Source organism: Pseudodesulfovibrio sp. lm2024 (assembly GCF_051175575.1).
Lineage (GTDB): Bacteria > Desulfobacterota > Desulfovibrionia > Desulfovibrionales > Desulfovibrionaceae > Pseudodesulfovibrio > Pseudodesulfovibrio caledoniensis.
The window spans coordinates 3819921-3840556 of the sequence record NZ_CP195092.1; the positions used below are offsets into that span (position 1 = coordinate 3819921).

General features: G+C 60.8%; 17 protein-coding genes. 9 read left to right on the forward strand and 8 right to left on the reverse strand.

What is annotated here, in order from left to right; genetic code table 11:
- Window positions 1-69: 69 nt before the first annotated feature.
- Window positions 70-828 (reverse strand): RNA methyltransferase, encoded by a 759-nt coding sequence (locus ACR42D_RS17840; protein ID WP_484568132.1) that lies wholly within the window; start codon window positions 826-828, stop codon window positions 70-72.
- A 326-nt stretch (window positions 829-1154) separates the two neighbouring features.
- Between ACR42D_RS17840 and ACR42D_RS17845 the strand changes: the two genes are divergently transcribed.
- From ACR42D_RS17845 to thpR, 6 genes are all read left to right on the forward strand, one after another.
- Window positions 1155-2123 (forward strand): TAXI family TRAP transporter solute-binding subunit, encoded by a 969-nt coding sequence (locus ACR42D_RS17845; RefSeq protein WP_484568133.1) that lies wholly within the window; start codon window positions 1155-1157, stop codon window positions 2121-2123.
- 222 nt (window positions 2124-2345) lie between these two features.
- Complete coding sequence (locus ACR42D_RS17850) at window positions 2346-4274, forward strand: TRAP transporter permease (protein ID WP_484568134.1); 1929 nt, start codon at window positions 2346-2348, stop codon at window positions 4272-4274.
- A 619-nt stretch (window positions 4275-4893) separates the two neighbouring features.
- Window positions 4894-5913: a TAXI family TRAP transporter solute-binding subunit gene (locus tag ACR42D_RS17855; protein ID WP_484568135.1), complete on the forward strand. Its 1020-nt coding sequence runs from the start codon at window positions 4894-4896 to the stop codon at window positions 5911-5913.
- Between the two features lie 277 nt (window positions 5914-6190).
- Entirely contained in the window at window positions 6191-7510 is a 1320-nt protein-coding gene (locus tag ACR42D_RS17860) for a malic enzyme-like NAD(P)-binding protein (protein ID WP_484568136.1), read from the forward strand.
- 204 nt (window positions 7511-7714) lie between these two features.
- The gene (locus ACR42D_RS17865; RefSeq protein ID WP_484568137.1) at window positions 7715-7894 is read left to right on the forward strand and encodes a hypothetical protein; all 180 of its coding nucleotides are present in this window, start codon (window positions 7715-7717) and stop codon (window positions 7892-7894) included.
- Window positions 7895-7896: 2 nt separating this feature from the next.
- Complete coding sequence (gene thpR, locus ACR42D_RS17870) at window positions 7897-8451, forward strand: RNA 2',3'-cyclic phosphodiesterase (protein WP_484568138.1); 555 nt, start codon at window positions 7897-7899, stop codon at window positions 8449-8451.
- Between the two features lie 175 nt (window positions 8452-8626).
- On the opposite strand, the gene ACR42D_RS17875 is transcribed toward thpR, so the two are convergent.
- Together ACR42D_RS17875 and ACR42D_RS17880 are read right to left on the reverse strand one after the other, a co-directional pair.
- The gene (locus tag ACR42D_RS17875; protein ID WP_484568139.1) at window positions 8627-9394 is read right to left on the reverse strand and encodes an exodeoxyribonuclease III; all 768 of its coding nucleotides are present in this window, start codon (window positions 9392-9394) and stop codon (window positions 8627-8629) included.
- A 436-nt stretch (window positions 9395-9830) separates the two neighbouring features.
- A complete protein-coding gene (locus ACR42D_RS17880; RefSeq protein ID WP_484568140.1) occupies window positions 9831-10418 on the reverse strand; it encodes a DJ-1/PfpI family protein in 588 nt (195 codons plus the stop codon).
- Window positions 10419-10528: 110 nt separating this feature from the next.
- Between ACR42D_RS17880 and ACR42D_RS17885 the strand changes: the two genes are divergently transcribed.
- The gene (locus tag ACR42D_RS17885) at window positions 10529-11698 is read left to right on the forward strand and encodes a BaiN/RdsA family NAD(P)/FAD-dependent oxidoreductase (protein WP_484568141.1); all 1170 of its coding nucleotides are present in this window, start codon (window positions 10529-10531) and stop codon (window positions 11696-11698) included.
- A gap of 441 nt (window positions 11699-12139) precedes the next feature.
- Window positions 12140-12793, forward strand: a complete 654-nt coding sequence (locus ACR42D_RS17890) for a hypothetical protein (protein WP_484568142.1) — start codon at window positions 12140-12142, stop codon at window positions 12791-12793.
- Between the two features lie 285 nt (window positions 12794-13078).
- On the opposite strand, the gene rdgB is transcribed toward ACR42D_RS17890, so the two are convergent.
- Both rdgB and ACR42D_RS17900 read right to left on the reverse strand, forming a co-directional pair.
- Window positions 13079-13687 (reverse strand): RdgB/HAM1 family non-canonical purine NTP pyrophosphatase, encoded by a 609-nt coding sequence (gene rdgB / locus ACR42D_RS17895; RefSeq protein ID WP_484568143.1) that lies wholly within the window; start codon window positions 13685-13687, stop codon window positions 13079-13081.
- A 40-nt stretch (window positions 13688-13727) separates the two neighbouring features.
- Window positions 13728-15209, reverse strand: a complete 1482-nt coding sequence (locus ACR42D_RS17900; RefSeq protein WP_484568144.1) for a two-component system sensor histidine kinase NtrB — start codon at window positions 15207-15209, stop codon at window positions 13728-13730.
- Between the two features lie 103 nt (window positions 15210-15312).
- Between ACR42D_RS17900 and rimO the strand changes: the two genes are divergently transcribed.
- Window positions 15313-16641, forward strand: a complete 1329-nt coding sequence (gene rimO, locus ACR42D_RS17905) for a 30S ribosomal protein S12 methylthiotransferase RimO (protein WP_484568145.1) — start codon at window positions 15313-15315, stop codon at window positions 16639-16641.
- A 71-nt stretch (window positions 16642-16712) separates the two neighbouring features.
- On the opposite strand, the gene ACR42D_RS17910 is transcribed toward rimO, so the two are convergent.
- The 3 genes from ACR42D_RS17910 to serS form a co-directional block, all read right to left on the reverse strand.
- Window positions 16713-17780, reverse strand: coding sequence for an NgoMIV family type II restriction endonuclease (locus tag ACR42D_RS17910; RefSeq protein WP_484568146.1), 1068 nt, complete (start codon window positions 17778-17780; stop codon window positions 16713-16715).
- Window positions 17735-18712: a DNA cytosine methyltransferase gene (locus tag ACR42D_RS17915; protein WP_484568147.1), complete on the reverse strand. Its 978-nt coding sequence runs from the start codon at window positions 18710-18712 to the stop codon at window positions 17735-17737. Before ACR42D_RS17915 ends, ACR42D_RS17910 begins: the two co-directional genes overlap by 46 nt.
- A 643-nt stretch (window positions 18713-19355) precedes the next feature.
- Window positions 19356-20633, reverse strand: a complete 1278-nt coding sequence (gene serS / locus ACR42D_RS17920; protein WP_484568148.1) for a serine--tRNA ligase — start codon at window positions 20631-20633, stop codon at window positions 19356-19358.
- Window positions 20634-20636 lie beyond the last annotated feature (3 nt).

Here is a 20636-nt window from a genome sequence, read left to right on the forward strand (position 1 = left end):
CTGCCGGATACGTATCCGGCAGGGCTTTTTCGCGGGATCCGTCCAGGGCGGACCGTGTTCCGGCGGACGCTATTTCGCGCCGCCCCCGCCCTCGGGCCCGTATCTGTCCACGAACCACCGCACCTGGCGGCAGACGCCCATGAGCAGGTTGAACTCATTGCGCTTCAGGTTGATCTTGCTGAAGAAACGGCGCACCGGGAGCATCCAGTAGTCCGGGTTGTCGTCCTTGAGGAAATCGATGGCCAGCAGGGTCTCCTGGAGGTTGCCGAAAAGCGCCTCCTGCTCCTGGACCGTGGTCGGCCGCTCCTCGGGCGGGCCGTCCGGGGTGAACGGATCGGCCAGGGAGCGCTTGAAACACTCGTACAGGACCACGACCACGGCCTGGGCCAGGTTCAGGGAGGTGCCCTCGCGGCTGGTGGGGATGGTCACCAACCCGGAGCAGATGGAGGTCTCCTCATTGGTCAGCCCCTTGTCCTCCGGGCCGAAGACCACGGCCACCCGGCCGCCGGTGCGCAGCCGCTCGTCCACCACGCCCGCCAAAGTATCCGGGGCCATGATCCCCTTGCGCCAGCCGCCCGTGCGGGCCGTGGTCCCGAACACGGCGGTGCAGCCGTCCACGGCCTGCTCCAGGGTGTCCACGATGCGCGCGGACTCCAGAATGTGCCGGGCATGGGCCGTGGCCAGGGGCAGGGCCTTGTCCATGTTGAAGTTGTACGGATCGACCACCACCAGTTCGGATACGCCCATGTTCAGGCAGGCGCGGGCGACCGAACCGATGTTCTCCGGGTATTTGGGGCGGAACAGGACCACCACGAGCTTGTCCAACATGGGTACCCTCCTTGGGCGTTGACGACGAGGCATGTACCACACCGCGCGGGGATGTCAAAAGGCGTTTCGCCCCCGCCCGCAGCCCCAGGCGGCCGGGGATTTCCACAACCGGGAACATAAGAACCGGTTATATAAAAGATAATTAAATCAAGCAGTGAGAACCACATCACCGGAGAATTGCGTTGAAATATTTGTCGTTCTGTGCAACAACAGGATACCGAGTGGAATAGTCTTCCCCTCGGGGGTGTGTTTTACCGCGCATACGCATGCAGACGGTAAAAAAAGTTGCGGTCCTTATTAACTTCTGTGGTTCCTTAGGAGGAAACATGAAACGGATTTACATCCTGGTCTTTGCCCTTGCCCTAGTTTTCGGCATCTCTTTCAACGCGCAGGCAAAAAAACGCTATGTGTTCGGCGGCGGTCCGGCCGGCGGAACGTTCCAGATCGTCGCCAACGCCATCCAGGTCTTCGGCCCCATCAAGAACAACGAGAATTTCTCCATCAAGGCGCAGTCCTCCGGCGGTTCCACCGAGAACCTGCGCACGGTCAACGCGGGCCGCTCCGCCTTCGGCACCGTGTACGCGGGCGAAGTCTACCTGGGCCGCAACGGCAAGCTGACCGGCGACCCGAACAAGTACGAGAACGTCCTGACCGTGGGCTACCTCTACGGCGCGCCCGCCCAGCTGGTCATCCGCAAGGGCTCGGGCATCAAGTCCGCCAAGGACCTGGCCGGCAAGAAGGTCGGCGTGGGCAACGCCGGTTCCGGCGCGTTCGCCAACTGCGAGCGGTTCTTCACCCACCTGGGCATCTGGGACAAGATCGAGCGCAACGCCATGGGCTACAACGACGCGGCCCAGGCCTTCGGCAACGAACAACTCGACGCCTTCTGGCTGCTGACCGCCTACCCGTCCGGGGCCGTGATCATGGCCGCCCAGACCAACGACATCGACCTGGTCGACGTGGGCGCGGACGCGGCGAACTCCGGCTACTTCGAGGCCTACCCCTACTTCGGCAAGCTGACCATCCCGGCGGGCACCTACCGCGGGGTGGATCACGATACCCCCTCCTTCTTCGACTCCGCGCTGCTCGTGGCCAACGCCGACGTACCGGCCGAGGACGTCTACCAACTGCTCAAAGCCGTCTGGTCCGAAGCCGGTCTCAAGCACATGGTCGAGCAGAAGAAGACCTTCAAGGCCATGAGTGTGGCCGACGGTCTCAAGGGCGTGAATCCCGAAGCGACTCCCCTGCATCCCGGTGCGGTGAAGTTCTGGAAGGAAATGGGCGTCCTGAAGTAGGCACCCCGCTCCCGACATCGTGCACGGGCGGGCCGCACGGCCCGCCCGTTTCGCGCGTTCCCGGCCCCCCCGGTCCCGGCCGCCGGAAACGCGCGCATCGAACCGATCCGCCCCGCACGGACCCTGGTCCGGTCTCCCGTCACGGGCGTCCGGCAAACGGTCCGGCCTCACGGTGCGGCACATTTTCCAACCGCTGCCCGCCAGGGCGGCCGAGAGCGCGCAATGTACGACAAATTAAACAGATTCGAGCAATTCCTCTTTGACTTCCTGTCGGTGGCCATGGTCCTCTTCTACTCCTGGTCGGCCATCTTCGAACCGGCGGCAACCCAGTATCACCGGGGCATCTACGTCATCATCACGTATATCCTCGTGTTCCTGCTCTACAAGTCCCGGCACCTGGCCACCCGCATCCTGGACTACCTGCTCATGCTCGCCTCGCTGGTCTCGGTGGGCTACTGGATCCTGAATTTCGAGGTCATCAACTACCGCACCGGCATCGAGACCGACATGGACAAATGGATGGCCATGATCGGCGTGGTCCTCGGCATCGAGCTGGCCCGCCGTGTGGTCGGCAACGTCTTCGTCATCATCGGCGTGCTCATGCTCCTGTTCGGCATGTACGGCGCGCACATGCCCGAGCTCATCGCCCACGCGGGCGCGAGCTTCCCGGACCTGTGCACCAGCATCTTCTACCGCTCGGACGGCGTGTTCGGCATCATGGCCAACGTCCTGGCCACCTACATCATCCTGTTCGTGCTCTTCGGGGCGTTCCTGGAAAAATGCGGGGCCCAGCGGTTCTTCATCGACTTCCCCCTGGCCGCCGTGGGCCACAAGGTCGGTGGCCCGGCCAAGGTCTCGGTCATCGCCTCGGGCCTGTTCGGGTCCATCTCCGGCTCGGCCATCGCCAACACCGTGTCCACCGGCACCTTCACCATCCCGATGATGAAAAAGGCCGGGTTCAAACCGCACGTGGCGGGCGGCATCGAGCCCGCCGCCTCCATCGGCGGCATGTTCATGCCCCCGATCATGGGCGCGGGCGGGTTCATCATGGCCGAAATGACCGGCCTGCCCTACTCGCACATCATGCTCGTGGCCATCTTTCCGGCCATCATGTACTTCTTCTCGGTCTTCGTCATGGTCCACTACGAGGCCAAGAAAAACAACATCGTGGGCGAACGCTACAAGGTCGGGGCCATGGAGATCCTGCGCAAGGAATGGCTCTACACCACCCCGCTCATCCTGATCACCATCTTCATGCTCGCGGGCTACTCGCCCGGCTACTCGGCCATCGTCGGCCTGGCCGCCTGCATCGGCCTGTCCTTCAAGGACGAGGGCCAGCGCATCGACCCCACCCTGCTGGTGATCATGGCCTTCATGGTCCTGTGCCCCTGGATCGTCAAACTTATCGCCAAGACCGGCGGCCCCGAAGCCGCCGCCACCGTCAAACCGTTCCTGTCCGGGCGCATCCTGCTGCTCTACGGCCTGATGGTCTCGGCCGGGGTGTTCGCCTGGCGCAGACAGACCGTGGCCGGCATGAAGAACGAACTGGGCGGATTCGTGGCCGCCGCGCGCGAAGGCACCATCAACTCCCTCAAGATCGGCGCCACCGTGGGTGTCATCGGCATCATCATCGGCGTGCTGACCTACTCCGGCCTGGTCCTGACCTTTGCCGACATCGTCATCGAACTGGCCCACGGCAACCTCGTCCTGACCATCCTGCTCATCGCCCTGGCCTCGCTCGTGCTCGGCATGGGCGTGCCCGTCACCGCCGCCTACCTGATCACCGCCGTGGTCGCGGTCCCGGCCCTGACGCACCTGGGCGTCAACGAGGTGGCCGCGCACATGATCGTCTACTGGCTGTCCCAGGACTCCAACATCACCCCGCCGGTGTGCATCGCCGCCTTCGCCGGTGCGACCATCGCCGGGGCCAACATGTGGCGCACCGCCTTCACCTCGTTCAAGTTCGCCAAGTTCCTCTACATGGCTCCGTTCCTCTTCGCCTACGTCCCGGCCTTCTCCCTGGATGCGACCACACAGAGCATCCTCATCTCGTTCTGCGCCATCACCGTGGCTGTGTTCGCCTACGCCTGGTTCCTCAGCTTCATCTGGATCAAACCCCTCAAACGCCTCCTCGGCATGGCCCCGGCCTGAGCCTCCGGCGGCCGGGGGAAGGGGAGGAAAAACCCTTTGAAAAGGGTTCTTTCCTCCCCTTCCCCCGGACCCCCATCCCCTCCTTTTCCCAAACTTTTTATCGCCGCTTCGCGGATGGCGCGGTCTTGAGAGAGCGCCATTATTCGCCACAGCCCCAGAACGCCGCGAAGCCGTTTTTTCAAGTTCAGCCTATCCCGCCTGCGGCGTTGGCAACCGTCCCGAAGTGTTCGCGCCGGGCGGCCCTCCGAGGCCCGTGGACGCCCGGCGCGAACCCTTCGGAACACCGCCCAGCCCAGCTACCACCCCGCCTACCGCGCAACCGATACGCTCTCCTGCGCTCCCACTTCGCCGCAGGCGACACAAAAAGTTTGGGAGGGTCCAGGGAACCCTTTTCAAAGGGTTCCCTGGCGGGGCCTGGGGCAGCGCCCCAGCGGGGTCCGGGGCCGCGCCCCGGCCGCCGGAGGCATCCCCCACCACAAGGTGATCGCCACGAGCCGTTATAATAATTGCCAGCAATCGCCGAGGGCGTTGTCTTAGCAGTAGGTGCATGGCAAACAACGCCCACCCCGGACGTTGCCGCGCCGTTCGGCTCGTCCATGCCTTCGGGCCAGGAGGTTTGATGCCCCGTCTGTCCGCCATTTTGTTCACCCTGTGCTGCCTGGTTCTGGCTGCGGTTTCGGGCTGTTCTTCGGATACGCCGGACAAGGCGCGCAAGGAGACGGCTCCGGCCAAGCCCATGACCCTGACCTTCAACGGCGGGCCGCGCGGCGGTACCTTCAACCATTTCGCCAACAAGATGGCGGCGATCATCTCCGAGGACGTGCCCTATCTGGACGTCCTGACCAAGCAGTCCGACGGCTCGCTGACCAACCTGCTGGCCCTGTGCGCGGGCAAGGCGGACATGGCCATCGTCAACGCGGGCGACGCCTTTCTGGGGCGTACCGGCAAGCTGCATTGTTCGGACAAGAAATACGCCAAGGCGCGGGCCCTGGCCTTTTTGTACGGAGCCCCGGCCCAGCTGGTGGTCCGCGCGGATTCGGACATTCGCACGGTCCTGGACCTGCGGGACAAGACCATCGCGGTGGGCAACCCGGGTTCGGGCGCGGCCCTGTCCGCCGAACGCTTTTTCCGGCATCTCAAGCTGTGGACCCGATTCCGCCACCTGCCCGTGGGCTACAGCGAGGCCGCGGCCGAATTTGCGAACGGCGGGGTGGACGGATTCTGGACCCTGGCGGGCTATCCCACGGCCGCGGTCATCGAAGCGGCGGCCTCGGTCCCGGTGCGCATCCTGGACCTGCAGGAGGCGGCCACGGTGTCCGGTTTCTACCGGCTCTATCCCTTCTATTCGTACGCGAGCATCCCGGCCGGGACCTATCCGGGCCAAACCGAACCGGTGGAGACCTTCCAGGACGCGGCCCTGTGGTGCGTCCGTCCGGGCCTGGACAAGCGGACCGTGTACGACAGCCTACGCGCCGTGTTCTCTCCCCAACGGCTTGAAGAGATGCGCCGCATCCACAGCGCAGCCCGCAACATGGGCCCGGAGACCGGCATCGACAACCTGTCCATCCCCCTGCACCCCGGCGCGGTCCGCTTCTGGTCCGAACACCAGCTGGAGATCCCGCCCATCCTCATGCCGTAAGGCGGCCTCGCTTTTCCCTGCTCCCCCGACAAACAGACGCAACCCTTTGATTTGATTGACCGCTCAACCAATTGACTGCGAATCGTCCGCAATGCGTTGCCGTGCAAGGATAAATACTGCTTGACTGGAATTGAAAAACCCCCGTACCTATGAGCAATCTGTATTGCGGTCACACCAGTCTGTCGGGAGGTTGTCAGGCACGGGCCGTGCCGGTCCGCGCATCACTTTTCCGCTCTTCAACGACTGGGCCATAACTGAATCATAGGGAGGCCTGATCATGGCATTGTTCACCAAGGAAGAAGCGCTCAATTACCACTCCAGCAAACGCAAGGGCAAGCTGGAGGTCATCTCCATCAAGCCGTGCAGGAACCAGAAGGACCTGTCCATGGCCTACAGCCCCGGCGTGGCCGAGGCCTGCCGCGCCATCCACGCGGACACGGAAAAGGTCTACGACTACACCAACAAGGGCAACCTGGTGGCGGTCGTGTCCAACGGCACCGCCGTGCTCGGCCTGGGCAACATCGGGCCCGAGGCGGGCAAGCCGGTCATGGAGGGCAAGGGCGTTCTGTTCAAGATCTTCTCCGACATCGACGTCTACGACCTGAACATCGCGGCCAAGACCCCGGATGAAGTGGTCGCGTTCTGCAAGCTGCTGGAGCCCACCTTCGGCGGCATCAACCTCGAAGACATCAAGGCCCCAGAATGCTTCGAGATCGAGACCCGGCTCAAGGCCGAGATGGGCATCCCGGTCTTCCACGACGACCAGCACGGCACGGCCATCATCTCGGCGGCCGGCATCATCAACGCGCTGGAAATCTCCGGCAAGAAGATCGAGGAGATCAAGATCGTGGTCTCGGGCGCGGGCGCGGCGGCCATCGCCTGCTCCAACCTGTACGTGCACATGGGCGTCAAGCGCGAGAACATCTTCATGTTCGACTCGCGCGGCCTGATCCACGCCGGACGCGAGGGCCTCAACGAGTTCAAGGCCGCATACGCCCAGGCCGAGGACAAAGGCTCGCTCGCCGACTGCATGGTCGGGGCCGACATGTTCCTGGGGTTGTCCGTCAAGGACGCCATCAGCCAGGACATGGTCAAGACCATGGCCGACAACGCCATCATCTTCGCCTGCGCCAACCCGGACCCGGAGATCACCTACGACGCGGTCAAGGAAGTGCGCCCGGACATCATCATGGGCACCGGCCGGTCCGACTTCCCGAACCAGGTCAACAACGTGCTCGGCTTCCCGTTCATCTTCCGGGGCGCGCTCGACTGCCGGGCCAAGACCATCAACGAGGAGATGAAGATCGCCGCCGCCGACGCCTTGGCCCGCCTGGCCAAGGAGCCGGTCTCCCAGGATATCTGCGACGCCTTCGGCGTGGACAAGCTGGAATACGGCATCGACTACATCATCCCCAAACCGCTCGACCCGCGCGTGCTCACCTGGCTGGCCCCGGCCGTGGCCAAGGCCGCCATGGACACCGGCGTGGCCCAGATTCAGCTGGACCTCGACCAGTACGCCAAAGACCTCGAAGCCCGCATGGCCGCCTCCAAGGCCCGCACCAAACTCGTGGTCGACTCCTTCGGGTACGACATCTAGTCGAACCAACGATACGTTTTGAAAAAGGCCGGGCATACTGCCCGGCCTTTTTTTAGGAATTGTGGATGCCGCTGCGCGGCGTTTGTCGGGTGACTTCGCCTCCGGCGGGCAAGGGTTCGCACCCTTGCATCCCATTTGGCACCCTGTCGGGCGCATCTTTTGTCGCGCGTTGCGCTGGGAGGCGTTGTCCTCTATGCTTTGCGTATGGACGAATCCACCATCAATGAACTGCGTGCGCTGGCTGAAAAGAACGGCATCGACCCGGACCAGCTGCTGGAGATCGCCAGGGCCGACGGGCTGGACGAGGAGCTGAGCGCGGCCATGGCCGACGTGCTCGGGGACCTGACGATTTTCGGGCAGGCGCTGGACGAAAAGGACAAATAACCGTGCCCCGCCTGTTCATCGGCATAGGATTACCGGGCACTTACCGACAATCGCTCAGCCCAATCATCAAGGCACTTTCCGGACTTACCGATGCCAGTGTGAACTGGTCCAAGCCCGATACCTGGCACCTGACCCTGAAGTTCCTGGGCGAGACGGACAAGGCGCGTATTCCGGCCATAAAGGCGGCTCTGGCCGCTGTGGATTTCGCCGCCTTCCCCCTGCGCGCCGGAGGCGCGGGCGCGTTCCCGGACGCGCGACGCCCCAAGGTCCTCTGGCTCGGCCTGGCCGAGGGCGGCGAGCAGGCAGCAAGCCTGGCCCTGTCCATCGAGGACGCCTTGGCCGCCATCGACATCCCCCGCGAAAAGAAACCGTTCCGCCCGCACCTGACCCTGGGCCGGGTACGCAAGCCCGCCCCAGGCGACTGGACCCCTGTCCTCGACACGGCGGCAACCCACCCATGGCCGTCCTTTACGGTGGAGAAATTCACCCTCTGGCAAAGCACCCTCACCCCCGAGGGAGCCATCCACACGCCCCTGGCCGAATTCTTCGCCCAATAGTTCAACCACCACTTCAACAAACACCAAAAAGCACGCATCCCTGCGGACGCGCGCCCCTGCCGAAGGCACATAACAAGTTTGGGAAAGGGGAGGGATGGGGGTCCGGGGGAAGGGAGGGGAAAACCTTTTTCTCAAAAGGTTTTCCCCTCCCTTCCCCCGGCCGCCGGAGGCATTCTTAAACGTCTATCTCAATGCCGATGGGGCAGTGGTCGGAGCCCAGGACATCGGGTTCGATCCAGGCGCGCGAGACCTTGTCCTTGAGTTCCTCGGACACGAAGAAGTAGTCGATGCGCCACCCGGCGTTGTTCTTGCGGGCATTGAAGCGGTAGGACCACCAGGAGTAGTGGTGCGGCCCGTCCTCGAACAGGCGGAAGGTGTCCACGTAGCCGTGCTCGATGAACTTGTCGATCCAGGCGCGTTCCACGGGCAGAAATCCGGACCGTTCGCTATTGGCCTTGGGATTCTTGAGGTCGATTTCCTTATGCGCGGTGTTGAAATCGCCGCCGACCACAATGGGCTTGGTCTTGCGCAGGGTCTGGGCGTGTTCCAAAAAGGCGTCGTAAAAGCCCATCTTGAAATCGAGGCGCTCGTCCGACATCTGGCCGTTGGGAAAATAGATGTTGAACAGGTGGAAGTCCGGGTATTCGAGATGCAGCACCCGGCCCTCGTCGCGGAAGCGGTCGTCGGGCAGGCCGGTGTCCCAGGACAGCGGCTCCGGGTTGGCGAAGCAGGCCACGCCGGAATAGCCCTTCTTTTTCTTGGACCAGTTCCAGTAGTGGTTGGAATAGGAGTCCGGCTCGCGGTCGTCCGGGTCGAGCTGGTCCGGCTCGACCTTGGTCTCCTGAAGCATGACCACGTCGCCGCCGCAACCGTCCAGCCAGTCGCGGAAATCCTTCTTGAGCACGGCCCGGTAGCCGTTGATGTTCCAGGAATAGATGATCATGGCGTGCGTCTCCTAAGGCAGGATTGGATGCCGCTGCGCGGCGATGTCGGGTAATTTCGCCTCCGGCGGGCAAGGGTTCGCACCCTTGCATCCCACTTTTGCGCCTTCGGCGCGGCTGTTGTTCGCTTCGCGAGGGAAACCGGGAACTCCGTCTTCTCACCAAAAAACGAAGGGGAACCGGTTTTGCCGATTCCCCTTATGCCGCGTGCGCGGCGAAAACTAGTGCTCGTTCGGTGAGCTGACCTTGATCATGACCAGCGCGGCGATGGTCAGGAACAGCCCCAGAAAAAACCAGAAATAGCCTATCATAATCGCATCCTCCACGTATTTAAGCAGTTGTGTTTATGCACATAACAGAATATTTTGCGGATGGAAAGCGACGGCGGCCCGGAGAAATCCCCTGGGCCGCCTGTTTTTTTTATCTCGCGGAGAACGGCTAGGGCTCGATGGTCGAGCCGAGCACCTTGAGGAACTCGCGCATCCACTCGGGGTGGGCGGGCCAGGCCGGGGCGGTGACGATATTGCCGTCCGCGCAAGCGTTGGATGCCGTGGCGTTGACCTCGCACCAGGTCGCGCCCGCGCCGTCGATGTCCGGCTTGACCGCCGGGTAGGCGGTGCAGGTCTTGCCCTGTATGACGTTCGCGGCGGTCAGGATCTGCGGGCCGTGGCAGATGGCCGCGATGGGCTTGCCCGCGCTCGCGAAGTGCTGCACGCACTTGATGACGTCCGGGTTGAGGCGCAGGTATTCGGGGGCGCGGCCGCCGGGGATGACCAGGGCGTCGTAGTCCTCGGCCTTGATCTCCTCGAAGGTGGTGGTCACGCCGAAGTTGTGGCCCGGTTTCTCGGAGTAGGTCTGGTGCCCCTCGAAGTCGTGCACGGCGGTGGCCACGGTCTCGCCCGCCTTCTTGCCGGGGCAGACGGTGTGGACCGTGTGGCCGACCATCAGGAGCATCTGAAAGGGAACCATGGCCTCGTAGTCTTCCACGAAGTCGCCGACGAGCATCAGTATTTTCTTGGCTGCCATATCATTTTCTCCAGGCTAGGGTTTTCACAGGTTCCGAAAGCATAGCCCCACCCCGGTTTTTGTCAACACGGTTTCGTGACAATCCAGGTCCCTTGCCGTAGAACCGGCGCATGGACAAATTGGACGCCGTCATACTCGGAGCCGGGGCCTCGGGCCTGTGGTGCGCCATGACCGCCGGGGGACGCGGCCGCAAGGTGGCGGTCGTGGACCACGGGGCGAAGACCGCGCGCAAGGTCCGCGTGTCCGGCGGCGGCATGTGCAATTTCACCAACCTGGACGCCTCGCCCGAGCACTACCTGTGCTTAAACCCGCATTTCGTGAAATCCGCCCTGGCCCGCCTCTCGCCGTGGGACGTGGTCGGCTTCCTGGGCGAGCACGGCATCACCTATGAGGAGCGCGACCACGGCCAGCTCTTCACCCTGGAGGGCGCGGGCCGCGTGGCCGGCGCCCTCGTCGAGCGCTGCCAGCGGGCGGGCGTGGAAATCCTGACCGGCTGCGAGATCGGCAAGGTGTCCGGCAGCGGGCCGTTCACCGTGGAGGCGGGCGGCCGAAGCCTCACCGCCGACAACCTGGTCCTGGCCCTGGGCGGGCCGTCCTGGCCGCAGGTCGGAGCCACGGACCTCGGCTTCCGGCTGGCCGCGCAGTTCGGGCTCAAGCTGACCGCCACCCGGCCCGGCCTGGTACCCCTGGTCTTTCCCAAGAAGCGGCAACCCATGTGCGTGGAGATGGCGGGCAACGCCCTGCCCGCCACGGTCGAGACCGAAGGCGCGCGCTTCACCGATCCCCTGCTCTTCACCCACCGGGGCATCTCCGGCCCGGCCGTGCTCCAGGCGTCGAGCTACTGGCGCGAAAACCGGCCCGTGACCATCGATTTCCTGCCCGGCCAGCGGCTGGAAGACATCATAGAGGAACAACGCTCCTCCAACCAGCAGCTGCGCAACCTCCTGGCCCGCATCCTGCCCAAACGCCTCCCCCCCCTACTCCTGGACGCCCCCCTGGCCGACACCCCTGTCAGCCAGCTGTCCAAGGCTCATATCGAAACCGCCAGCCAAGCCGTCCACCGCTTCACCATCACCCCGTCCGGCACCGAAGGCTACGCCAAGGCCGAAGTCACGGTCGGCGGCGTGGACACGGCCCGCATCTCCTCCAAAACCATGGAAGCCCGCGACGTGCCGGGGCTGTTTGTGATCGGAGAAACTCTGGATGTAACCGGGCAGTTGGGAGGGTTCAATTTACATTGGGCGTTTGCTTCGGGGCAGGCGTGTGGGGGAGTGTTGTAGGGCTGCTAGTCAAAACCTTACATCGAGAAATCCACGAGCTCATCAAAACAAGGGCCTTGATTGACACATTGTCGATCAAGGCCCTTTTGCATCTTATGAGAACGCCTAGTTTCTTTTGGCTAGAGTATTATCTACATGGGTCAAGCTCACCACTATCACTAAAAATATCAACAGCTAGACGGCAGAAATCACACTAGTGACGAATGGCAAGCCTTAGGGTGAAGAGATTATTTGGATGCCAGGGGTACATTGAATAAATGTTCGAAGACTTAGTTGATAGTGGGTTTTCATTTTGACAGACATAATTGGTTACCACATGTCGATATATTTTACAGCTTGAAATCAAACTTTACAATATAGAATTTTGCACTCCATAATTTCAACATGTTATCGGCGGCTTATTTCTTGCAAATACAAAATATTAATAGATGGAGAGAATAAATGAAACTATTTTTCGTGCCACTATGGCTGTTGATATTGTCGATTCCGACCCATGCATATGTCCAATTCACCAGCCATGTTAATCCTATCGTACGCGACTACTCAAATTTTGATGGTATTGAAAACTACTCATCCACCGATTATGACGGACATAGATTCCAATTCACAGATTTTTCGATTTACAGTTCGTATTATGATAGACTTCGGCTATCAAGAACAGCCAATGGATACGGTAACGAAGGAGATTATGCTCTCACAACCTCTTTTCATTACAACAATGAAGAGCTTGAAATATATTTTAATGACAGTATTACAGATTTATTGTTTTTTATAGGAAGTAGCTTAACTCCTAGGTCTAAACTTTACGCAACCGTATATGATGGGTCTGTGTCACAATACATTGGTCCTGTTTATTATTTAGGCACAAGCAATGAATGGCGTTATCTAGAATTTTCTTCTCAACATGGAAAGTTTGATAAGATTGTATTCAAGTTCACTGGAAGCTATGACTATCCAAAAGTATCATTTGATAGTGTGCAATACGAGTTCTACATACCACTGGTAACAACCCCTGAACCGTCTACATTTATCCTTCTCTGTGCTGGATTTCTTGTTCTACTAAGCATATCGCGAGAGCCTAAAGTAAAGATTTAGTCTAAGTCACCTAAAAGAACGGATATGAAAACACCTACTTTCTCCCCCAAAAACCCGCGATTTGCGCAAGGAAAACGCCGCACCATGATTGGATCATGGCACGGCGTTTCTCGTTTTTCTTGTGCAAATCGCAAACCGGCACGGCGAGGGGCGTTCGTACGGGCCTCGCCGGAGGCGACATGGGGGTCCAGGGGGCTTTGCTCCCTGGCGGGTGCAGGGCAGCGCCCTGCCCGTCGGAGACGCCCTGCGGCGAGCAGCCGCCGGAGGCATCACATCACCACACGCCTACTTGTTGGCCTTTTCCCAAAAATCCGGCCACTGCTCCAGCAGTTTTTTCATGGCCTTGCCCCGGTGGGACTTGCCGTTCTTGACCTCGGGGTCGAGTTCGGCCACGTGGCAGCCGAAGTCGGGGTCGATGACGATGACGTCGTAACCGAAGCCGCCCCTGCCCTTGTAGCCGTGGCCGACCGTGATCTCGTAGGAGCCGTCGGCGGTGATCTCCGCGCCGTTGGGGGCGGAGGCGGCCATGACGCAGCGGTAGCGGCCGGTGCGTTTGTCCTCGGGCACGTCTTTCATTTCGGCCAGCATCTTTTCGTTGTTGTCGTGGTCGTCGTGCTGCTCGCCCGCATAGCGCGCGGAATAGACGCCGGGGCGGCCGTCCAGGGCGTCGATCTCTATGCCCGAGTCGTCGGCCACGGCCACCAGGCCGGTCAGCTCGGCCACGGTGCGCGCCTTGATGAAGGCGTTGTCCAGAAAGGTCTCGCCGGTCTCGGGAATGTCGCCGATCTCCGGGAATTCGGCCAGGCTCTTCACGGCCACGCCAAAGGGTTCGAGCATGACCGAGAGTTCCCGGATCTTGCCCTTGTTGTTGGTCGCCAGAACGATGGTGTCCATTGGATATGTCCCCCTGAGATGGTTTGTTCAGGGGGAGAACCTACTCGGAGTCGGTCGAATCTTCAACCGCCAGGATGGGCGGCAGGTACAGGGTCACCTTGGTGCCGACCCCCTGCATGGAGACCAGGTCCACCCGGCCGCCCAGCTCGCCCACGATCTTGTGGATCTGGGCCAGGCCGAGGCCGACCCCCTTGTCCTTGGTGGAAAAAAACGGGCTGAAAATCTTGTCGCGGATGTCCAGGGGGATGCCCACGCCGGTGTCCTCCACCGCGAGCATGGCCATGTCCTGGCTCATGGAGGTGGTCACATACATCTTGCCGCCCGTGTCCATGGCCTCCAGGGCGTTCTTGATCAGGTTGATCAGGCACTGCTTGATCAGGTCCGGGTTGGCGTGGACCTTGGCCATGCCTTCGTCCAGGGAGATGTGCGCGACCACGCTCTGGTTGGAGCACGGCAGCTGCATGACGTCCATGGTGGCCCGGACGACCTCGTTCAGGTCCACTTCGGCCACCTGGGCCTCGGTGGGCCGGGTGAAGTTGAGCAGGCTGCGCAGGACCTCGTCCAGCCGCCGGGATTCGTCCAGGATGATGGACAGCTTCTCGCGCGCCTTGTCGCCCACGTCCTTGTCGCGCATCAGCGAGTTGGCGAAGCCGCTGATGGAGAACAGCGGGTTGCGGATCTCGTGGGCCATGTAGGTGGACAACTCGCCGATGGAGGCCAGCCGCTCGGCCTGCTGCAGCCGGTTTTCCATGGCCCGGCGCTGGGTGATGTCCCGGCGCACGGCGACCACGTGGTTGACCGATCCGTCCTCGTCCGCCACCGGACTGGTGTAGACCCGGTAGTACTGGACCCGGCCGTCCGGGTCCACCATGCTGGTGGTCGTCTCGGCGGGCGCCCGGGTGCGCATGGTCTTGATGAAGGGATCGTCCCACTCCTCGCACTCTCCTTCATTGGACCGGGTGAAGATATCGCAGTAGTGCCTGCCGATCAGGACCCGCTTGGGCAGGCCGGAGCGGTTGAGCACGGTCTGGTTCATGCCCACCACCAGCCCCTCGCTGTCCAGAAACAGGATTTCCTGCTCCATTTGGTCGATGATGGTCTTGAGCATGGTCTGGGTGTGGAGCAGGTCCACCTTGCAGGCCACCCACATCTGGTTGGAAGTCAGCAGGTTGATGAAGAACTGGGCCGCCCCGCGCTCCACCAGGGTGATGGACGGCGGCAGGTACTTGCGCAGGTCGTAGACCAGGCCCGGACGGCCCGTGGCCTCGATGACCATGTTGATCTCCGGGTGCTCCTCGAGCATGGTCTTGTAGCCCGCATAGGTGGGAATGGCCCTCCCCTCGTCCGCGGCCTGGGGCAGCACGCTCTCGCCCGGCAGGGCCACGGCCACCACGCCGATCTCCTTGAGGACCTCGTCGTTGCTCTGGTCCTTGAACAACTCCCAGAAGGCGAGCAGGGCGGGGATGTCTCCAATGACCCCGATGACGTATCGTTTGTTGTCCACGACTGCTCCTTCGATCATTTGACCTTCCTCCCCATCCTGTGCTCATGTGGCGCGCACTCCGGCTGGACTTTGCTCCAACTGATGATTACCCCATTCAGGAAACGTTATCAAAGGAAATGACATGGCGAAACCATCAATCACTCCCGTGCGAACATACACCATAAGCCTCGGCTGCCCCAAGAACCGGGTGGATACCGAACGGCTGCTCGGCGCGCTCGGGTCGAACATGGTTCCGGCGGACTCCGTGGAGGACGCCGATCTGGTGCTGGTCAACACCTGCGGTTTCATCCAGCCCGCCATCGAAGAGTCCATCAGCACCATCCTGGACGTGGTCCGCGACGCCTCGGAAGCGGCCGAGCAGAGCGGGCGCAAACCCGTGATCTGCGTGGCCGGATGCCTGGTTTCGCGCTACGGGCTGGAGCTCGAGAACGGCCTGCCCGAGGTGGATTTGTGGCTGAACACCGAGCAGATCGAGCTGTGGCCCGCCATGGCCGCCGAGGCCCTGGCCCTGCACCTGCCCGGCGACACCCCGCGCAACCTGTCCACCGGCCCGTCATACGCCTTTCTCAAGGTCTCGGAGGGATGCTCGCACAACTGCCGGTTCTGCACCATCCCGTCCATTCGCGGCCCGCACAAGAGCTGGCCGGTCGATTTTCTCCTGGATGAGGCCCGGCTTCTGGCCGACCAGGTGCCCGAGATCATCGTGGTCGGCCAGGACTCCACGGCCTACGGCTCGGACCTCGGCCACGGCCACAACCTGCCCGCCCTGATCAAGGGGCTGGCCGCCATCCCGAGCCTGCAGTGGCTGCGCATCATGTACCTCTACCCGGCCGGGCTGACCGAGTCCCTGCTCACCCTGCTGCGCGACACGGGCGCGCCGTTTCTGCCCTATTTCGACATCCCGCTACAGCACGCCCACCCGGACGTGCTCGCGTCCATGGGCCGCCCGTTCGCCCGCGATCCGGACAAGGTCGTGGACCGGGTCCGCAAATTTTTCCCGGACGCGGCCCTGCGCACCACCTTCATCGTCGGCTACCCCGGCGAGACGGACGAACACTTCGAGGCGCTCATGGACTTCGTGCGCCGCACCCGCTTCCACCACCTCGGGGTCTTCCCCTACTGGGCCGAGGAAGGCACCCCGGCGGCGGCCATGGACAACCAGGTCCCGGACGAGGTCAAGCTGGCCCGCCGCGACGCGCTCATGGAACTCCAGGCCGAGATCAGCGCCGAAATCCTGGAAGGCTACGTGGGCGAGACCGTGCCCGTGGTCATCGAGCGGGAGTCGGACGAATGGCCCGGCCTGTACGTGGGCCGCGCCTGGTTCCAGGCCCCGGAAGTGGATGGGGTGACCTATGTCGGCGCTCCGCCCGACACCCGGTTGGAATTGGGAGACATCCTCGAGGTGGAAATCGAGAAGGCGGACACGTACGACCTTTCAGGCCTCGTGTAGGCCTTCTTTGAAAGGCAAAGAGAAGAGATATGGAAGGCCGCCTTGGGGGCGGCTTTTATGGCAGAGGATTACTATAATACAAGATCGAACGGAAGATCGGAAATATCCCGAAGTCGATTCATTTCCATCAGAATCTCGAACCAATCCATTTCGGTTTTGTCATTCCCTTTTTGTTTTAAGTCGCCATTTTTACTTATTTCCTCAAGGGATTGTTTCAGTTCCGGCAAAAAGGCATGATAGACACAATCTATCTCCGACCCAAGGGCAAGTGACCGGATTCTAGAAGGCTTTGGTTCTGCCGTAACCACAACAAAGTGTGGAGCTTTACCTCTTCGTTGTTGGGAAGCGAATGCACCTTCTGTCCTAGCATTCTGCGCCCGGTCGCTTCTGATGGTCCATTTCGCACTAACGATGGCGTGAATATTCTGGCGGTTCCCCCCTTTGCTGCCACTTATGAATAGATTCGTCTTGGTTGCAACTTCGGGCGATAGAAGCGGTAAAACTCTTTTCGGGTCAGAAGCCATCCATTCCCTATTAAATTTGTCCCGGTCCAATTTGTCCGAAACGACAAGAACATCCGGCTTGACTGCATAGGAGGAAAATGCCGCATCCAACCTGTCGCGGAGGTCTTTTGCGCTATCGGGGATATGGGTGAGCACGTCATCAAAGTCCTTCAAATGGCGATACTGTTCGAAGGCTTTTAGGTCGCAACCAGGTACTACGGAAAACTGTCCAGATCTCATAAATCCAAGATGCTGAACAAACGTCTGTTCGATGAACACTTTGATCAACTTCTCGAATTCCGCCCCACAAGTCTGTCCGGCGTAGGGCTTCTTGGCCGCCTCCCCCTTCGGAGTCACCAAAAAGCGATTCCCACTAGACACATGGTCCGTCCACTGCTTCACGCCAAGGATCTCTGACAACCTTCGTGCAACCGGACATTGTCCGTCTGCATTTGAGGCCTGGATGCCCTCTTTGGTCTTCTTGAGGAAATAGAAAGGCTTAATATCGATTTCAGACAAGGGCGAAGACGCATGACCGCCATTTTTGGTAATATACTTGAACCATTCGACATTCTCTGAAATCACACTGTTCATGCGGATCTTCCCATCATGTAAATACTTGATGCATTCAAACATTCAAAAATCTGCTCGGCAACCGCCTTTGCAACCGGGGGCGGAAACGCATTGCCCACTTGGCGATATGCGGGGGTCTTCTTACCTGTGATGTGCCATTCGTCAGGAAAGCCCTGGATGCGGGCGGCCATCTTCACGGTCAGTTTTGGCATTCCAACAAAATCCATGCAGGGCGGGTCGTTAGCAACCCCACTACCATCAACACCCAATGTGGCCCAAGCCCTCTTAGCACGGGTCGGGCCTAAATCCGGTCCACCGTGCTTCTTGGACCCCCCGACAAGGGTCGGGGCGATATCGTCAGCCTTTTTTTCCCATGTCTTCGCACCACGCCATCCGTCTTCTGCCATAAGATCATACAGCAGTTCGCCCACGGTTTTCGGTGTTGCCAACCAAGGCATAGGCCACGAAAAGAACTCCGAGTACTGCTTCTGCACAGCAACGATGGCGACACGAGGGCGCAATTGAGAAACTCCAAAATCGGATGCGTTCAACAACTTCCAGTCGACAACATACCCCAATTTTTTCAACTGCTTCTTCAGTCGCGACCGGTAATCAGAAAAAACGTCATCCAAAAAACCGCGAACGTTCTCAAGAAGAATGGCTTTCGGGCGCACCTCATCGGCGACCCGCACAGCTTCGGGAAACAAGTCCCTCTCGTCTTTCGGGCCAAGCTGTTTCCCGGCCTTTGAAAATGGCGGGCAGGGAACTCCGCCAGCCACCAAGTCGACTCCCTTGAACGGCACACCCGAGAAGTCGTGTAAATCCATATTTAGAACGTTCCAATCAGGCCGGTTATGCGAAAGTGTATTACAGGCAGGCTTTTCGATTTCAATCAAAGCCTCATGAGAAAAACCTGCCTGTTCAAGCCCGAGCGCTTGTCCGCCAGCCCCAGCGCACAGCTCAATGGACGAAAATCTATGTCCCTGATTCTTCATTGTTCCCTTTGGGTTCACATTGATAGGTAGTCGGGCAAGTTATCAATCTAAGTTGCAACATTAGCAAATCACACGAAAATCTACGACACGACCTAAAGTGGCGTCAATGGGTCGCAAAGAAAAAATCTTCAATATAAAACATCTTCAATTCTCACAGGTCCATTGCTCGGCCCTAGTCACATAGTCAGAGTTCCTTTTCCCCAACCTGAACACGGTTGAAGCAGCAACAAAGGATATCCAGGATCTTTTCCCTTCATCCTCCGGCGATACAAGGCGTATCCAAGCTAATTGCCACAGACGGAGGGCTGCAATCGGAAGTGGACCCTAGAGCCCGTCTCGGGCGGCGAAGCGCAAGCTGGATCGCGTCTGCGCAGCAGACATCTATCCAGCCAGCGAAAGCCGCCTACGGGCTCTTGGGTCCGCTTCCGCGCGTCCGCACCAAAAGCGCAGTTTTTGCTTCCTTTTTTCTGCGCCAGCAAAAAAGGAAGTCGCCGTAAAGGCGAAAAACAGTGTAATGGGGAAAGCCAATACTCCCGCCGCGGATGCGCGGCCATCCCCCCGCACCCCGCCTCTTAATGAAACGAAAGGGCCGGGAGAGCGAACGCTTTCCCGGCCCTTGTTGTTTCGATAAACGCCACGCCTGTTAAGGCGTAACCACCTCCAGCCCTCCCATGTAGGGCCTGAGCACTTCGGGGATGACCAGGGAGCCGTCGGCCTGCTGGTAGTTTTCGAGCACGGCCACCAGGCAGCGGCCCACGGCCAGGCCGGAGCCGTTCAGGGTGTGGGGGTAGAGCTTCTTCTTGGAGTCCTTGGGCTGGAACCGGATGTTGGCCCGGCGCGCCTGGAAGTCCTCGCAGTTGGAACAGGAGGAAATCTCGCGGTACTTGCCCTGGCCGGGCAGCCAGACCTCGATGTCGTAGGTCTTGGCCGCGCTGAAACCCATGTCCCCGGTGCATAGGGTGATGGTACGGTAGTGCAGGCCGAGCAACTCCAGGATGCGCTCTGCCGAGCGGGTCATGTCCTCCAGCGCCTCGTAGGAGTGGTCGGGATGGGCGAAGTTGACCATCTCCACCTTGTAGAACTGGTGCTGGCGGATGAGGCCCTTGGTGTCCTTGCCGTAGGAACCGGCCTCGGACCGGAAGCACGGGGTCTGGGCGCAGAACTTGACCGGCAGCTTCTCCTCGGGGATGACCTCGTCGGCGTAGATGTTGGTCAGGGGCACCTCGGCCGTGGGGATGAGGTAGAATTCGCGCTCGTCGGTCAGCTTGAACAGGTCTTCCTCGAACTTGGGCAGCTGGCCCGTGCCGGTCATGGTCTTCTTGTTGACGATGAGCGGCGGCAGGACTTCGGTGTAACCGTGCTGCGCGGTCTGGGTATCGAGCATGAACTGGGCCAGGGCGCGCTCAAGCCGGGCGCACCAGCCAAAGCTGACGGAGAACCGGGCACCGGCCAGCTTGGCCGCGCACTCGAAGTCCAGCCCGCCCAGGGCGGTGCCGATCTCCCAATGCTCCTTGGGCTCGAAGTCCAGGACCGGCTTCTCGCCCCAGTAGCGCAGGACCGGGTTGTCCTCCTCGCCCGCGCCCTCGGGCACGGACTCGTGCGGGATGTTGGGCACGGCCATCATCCAGTCCTGTTCGGCCTTTTCCACCTCGGCCAGCTCGCGGTCGAACTCCTTGGTCCGCTCGGCCACCCTGCCCATCTTTTCGAGCAGGTCCGAGGCGTCCTCGCCCGCCTTCTTGCGCTTGGCGATCTCCGGGCCCACGGCGTTCTTCTCAGCCTTGAGGGATTCCACCTCGCCGATGAGCCGCTTGCGCCGTTCGTCCAGTTCGGTGAATTCGGCCACGTCGATTTTCGAGTGGCGTTTCTCGAGGCTCTGCCGGACCAGGTCCGGGTTCTTCTGCATCAATTTGAGATCAAGCATGAC

Excerpts from the sequence above, each read along its gene's own strand:
- ACR42D_RS17840 (WP_484568132.1), bottom strand. The coding sequence starts at position 828 with ATGTTGGACAAGCTCGTGGTGGTCCTGTTCCGCCCCAAATACCCGGAG.
- ACR42D_RS17845 (WP_484568133.1), top strand. The coding sequence starts at position 1,155 with ATGAAACGGATTTACATCCTGGTCTTTGCCCTTGCCCTAGTTTTCGGC.
- ACR42D_RS17850 (WP_484568134.1), top strand. The coding sequence starts at position 2,346 with ATGTACGACAAATTAAACAGATTCGAGCAATTCCTCTTTGACTTCCTG.
- ACR42D_RS17855 (WP_484568135.1), top strand. The coding sequence starts at position 4,894 with ATGCCCCGTCTGTCCGCCATTTTGTTCACCCTGTGCTGCCTGGTTCTG.
- ACR42D_RS17860 (WP_484568136.1), top strand. The coding sequence starts at position 6,191 with ATGGCATTGTTCACCAAGGAAGAAGCGCTCAATTACCACTCCAGCAAA.
- ACR42D_RS17865 (WP_484568137.1), top strand. The coding sequence starts at position 7,715 with ATGGACGAATCCACCATCAATGAACTGCGTGCGCTGGCTGAAAAGAAC.
- ACR42D_RS17875 (WP_484568139.1), bottom strand. The coding sequence starts at position 9,394 with ATGATCATCTATTCCTGGAACATCAACGGCTACCGGGCCGTGCTCAAG.
- ACR42D_RS17880 (WP_484568140.1), bottom strand. The coding sequence starts at position 10,418 with ATGGCAGCCAAGAAAATACTGATGCTCGTCGGCGACTTCGTGGAAGAC.
- ACR42D_RS17885 (WP_484568141.1), top strand. The coding sequence starts at position 10,529 with ATGGACAAATTGGACGCCGTCATACTCGGAGCCGGGGCCTCGGGCCTG.
- ACR42D_RS17890 (WP_484568142.1), top strand. The coding sequence starts at position 12,140 with ATGAAACTATTTTTCGTGCCACTATGGCTGTTGATATTGTCGATTCCG.
- rdgB (WP_484568143.1), bottom strand. The coding sequence starts at position 13,687 with ATGGACACCATCGTTCTGGCGACCAACAACAAGGGCAAGATCCGGGAA.
- ACR42D_RS17900 (WP_484568144.1), bottom strand. The coding sequence starts at position 15,209 with ATGATCGAAGGAGCAGTCGTGGACAACAAACGATACGTCATCGGGGTC.
- rimO (WP_484568145.1), top strand. The coding sequence starts at position 15,313 with ATGGCGAAACCATCAATCACTCCCGTGCGAACATACACCATAAGCCTC.
- ACR42D_RS17910 (WP_484568146.1), bottom strand. The coding sequence starts at position 17,780 with ATGTTTGAATGCATCAAGTATTTACATGATGGGAAGATCCGCATGAAC.
- ACR42D_RS17915 (WP_484568147.1), bottom strand. The coding sequence starts at position 18,712 with ATGAAGAATCAGGGACATAGATTTTCGTCCATTGAGCTGTGCGCTGGG.
- serS (WP_484568148.1), bottom strand. The coding sequence starts at position 20,633 with ATGCTTGATCTCAAATTGATGCAGAAGAACCCGGACCTGGTCCGGCAG.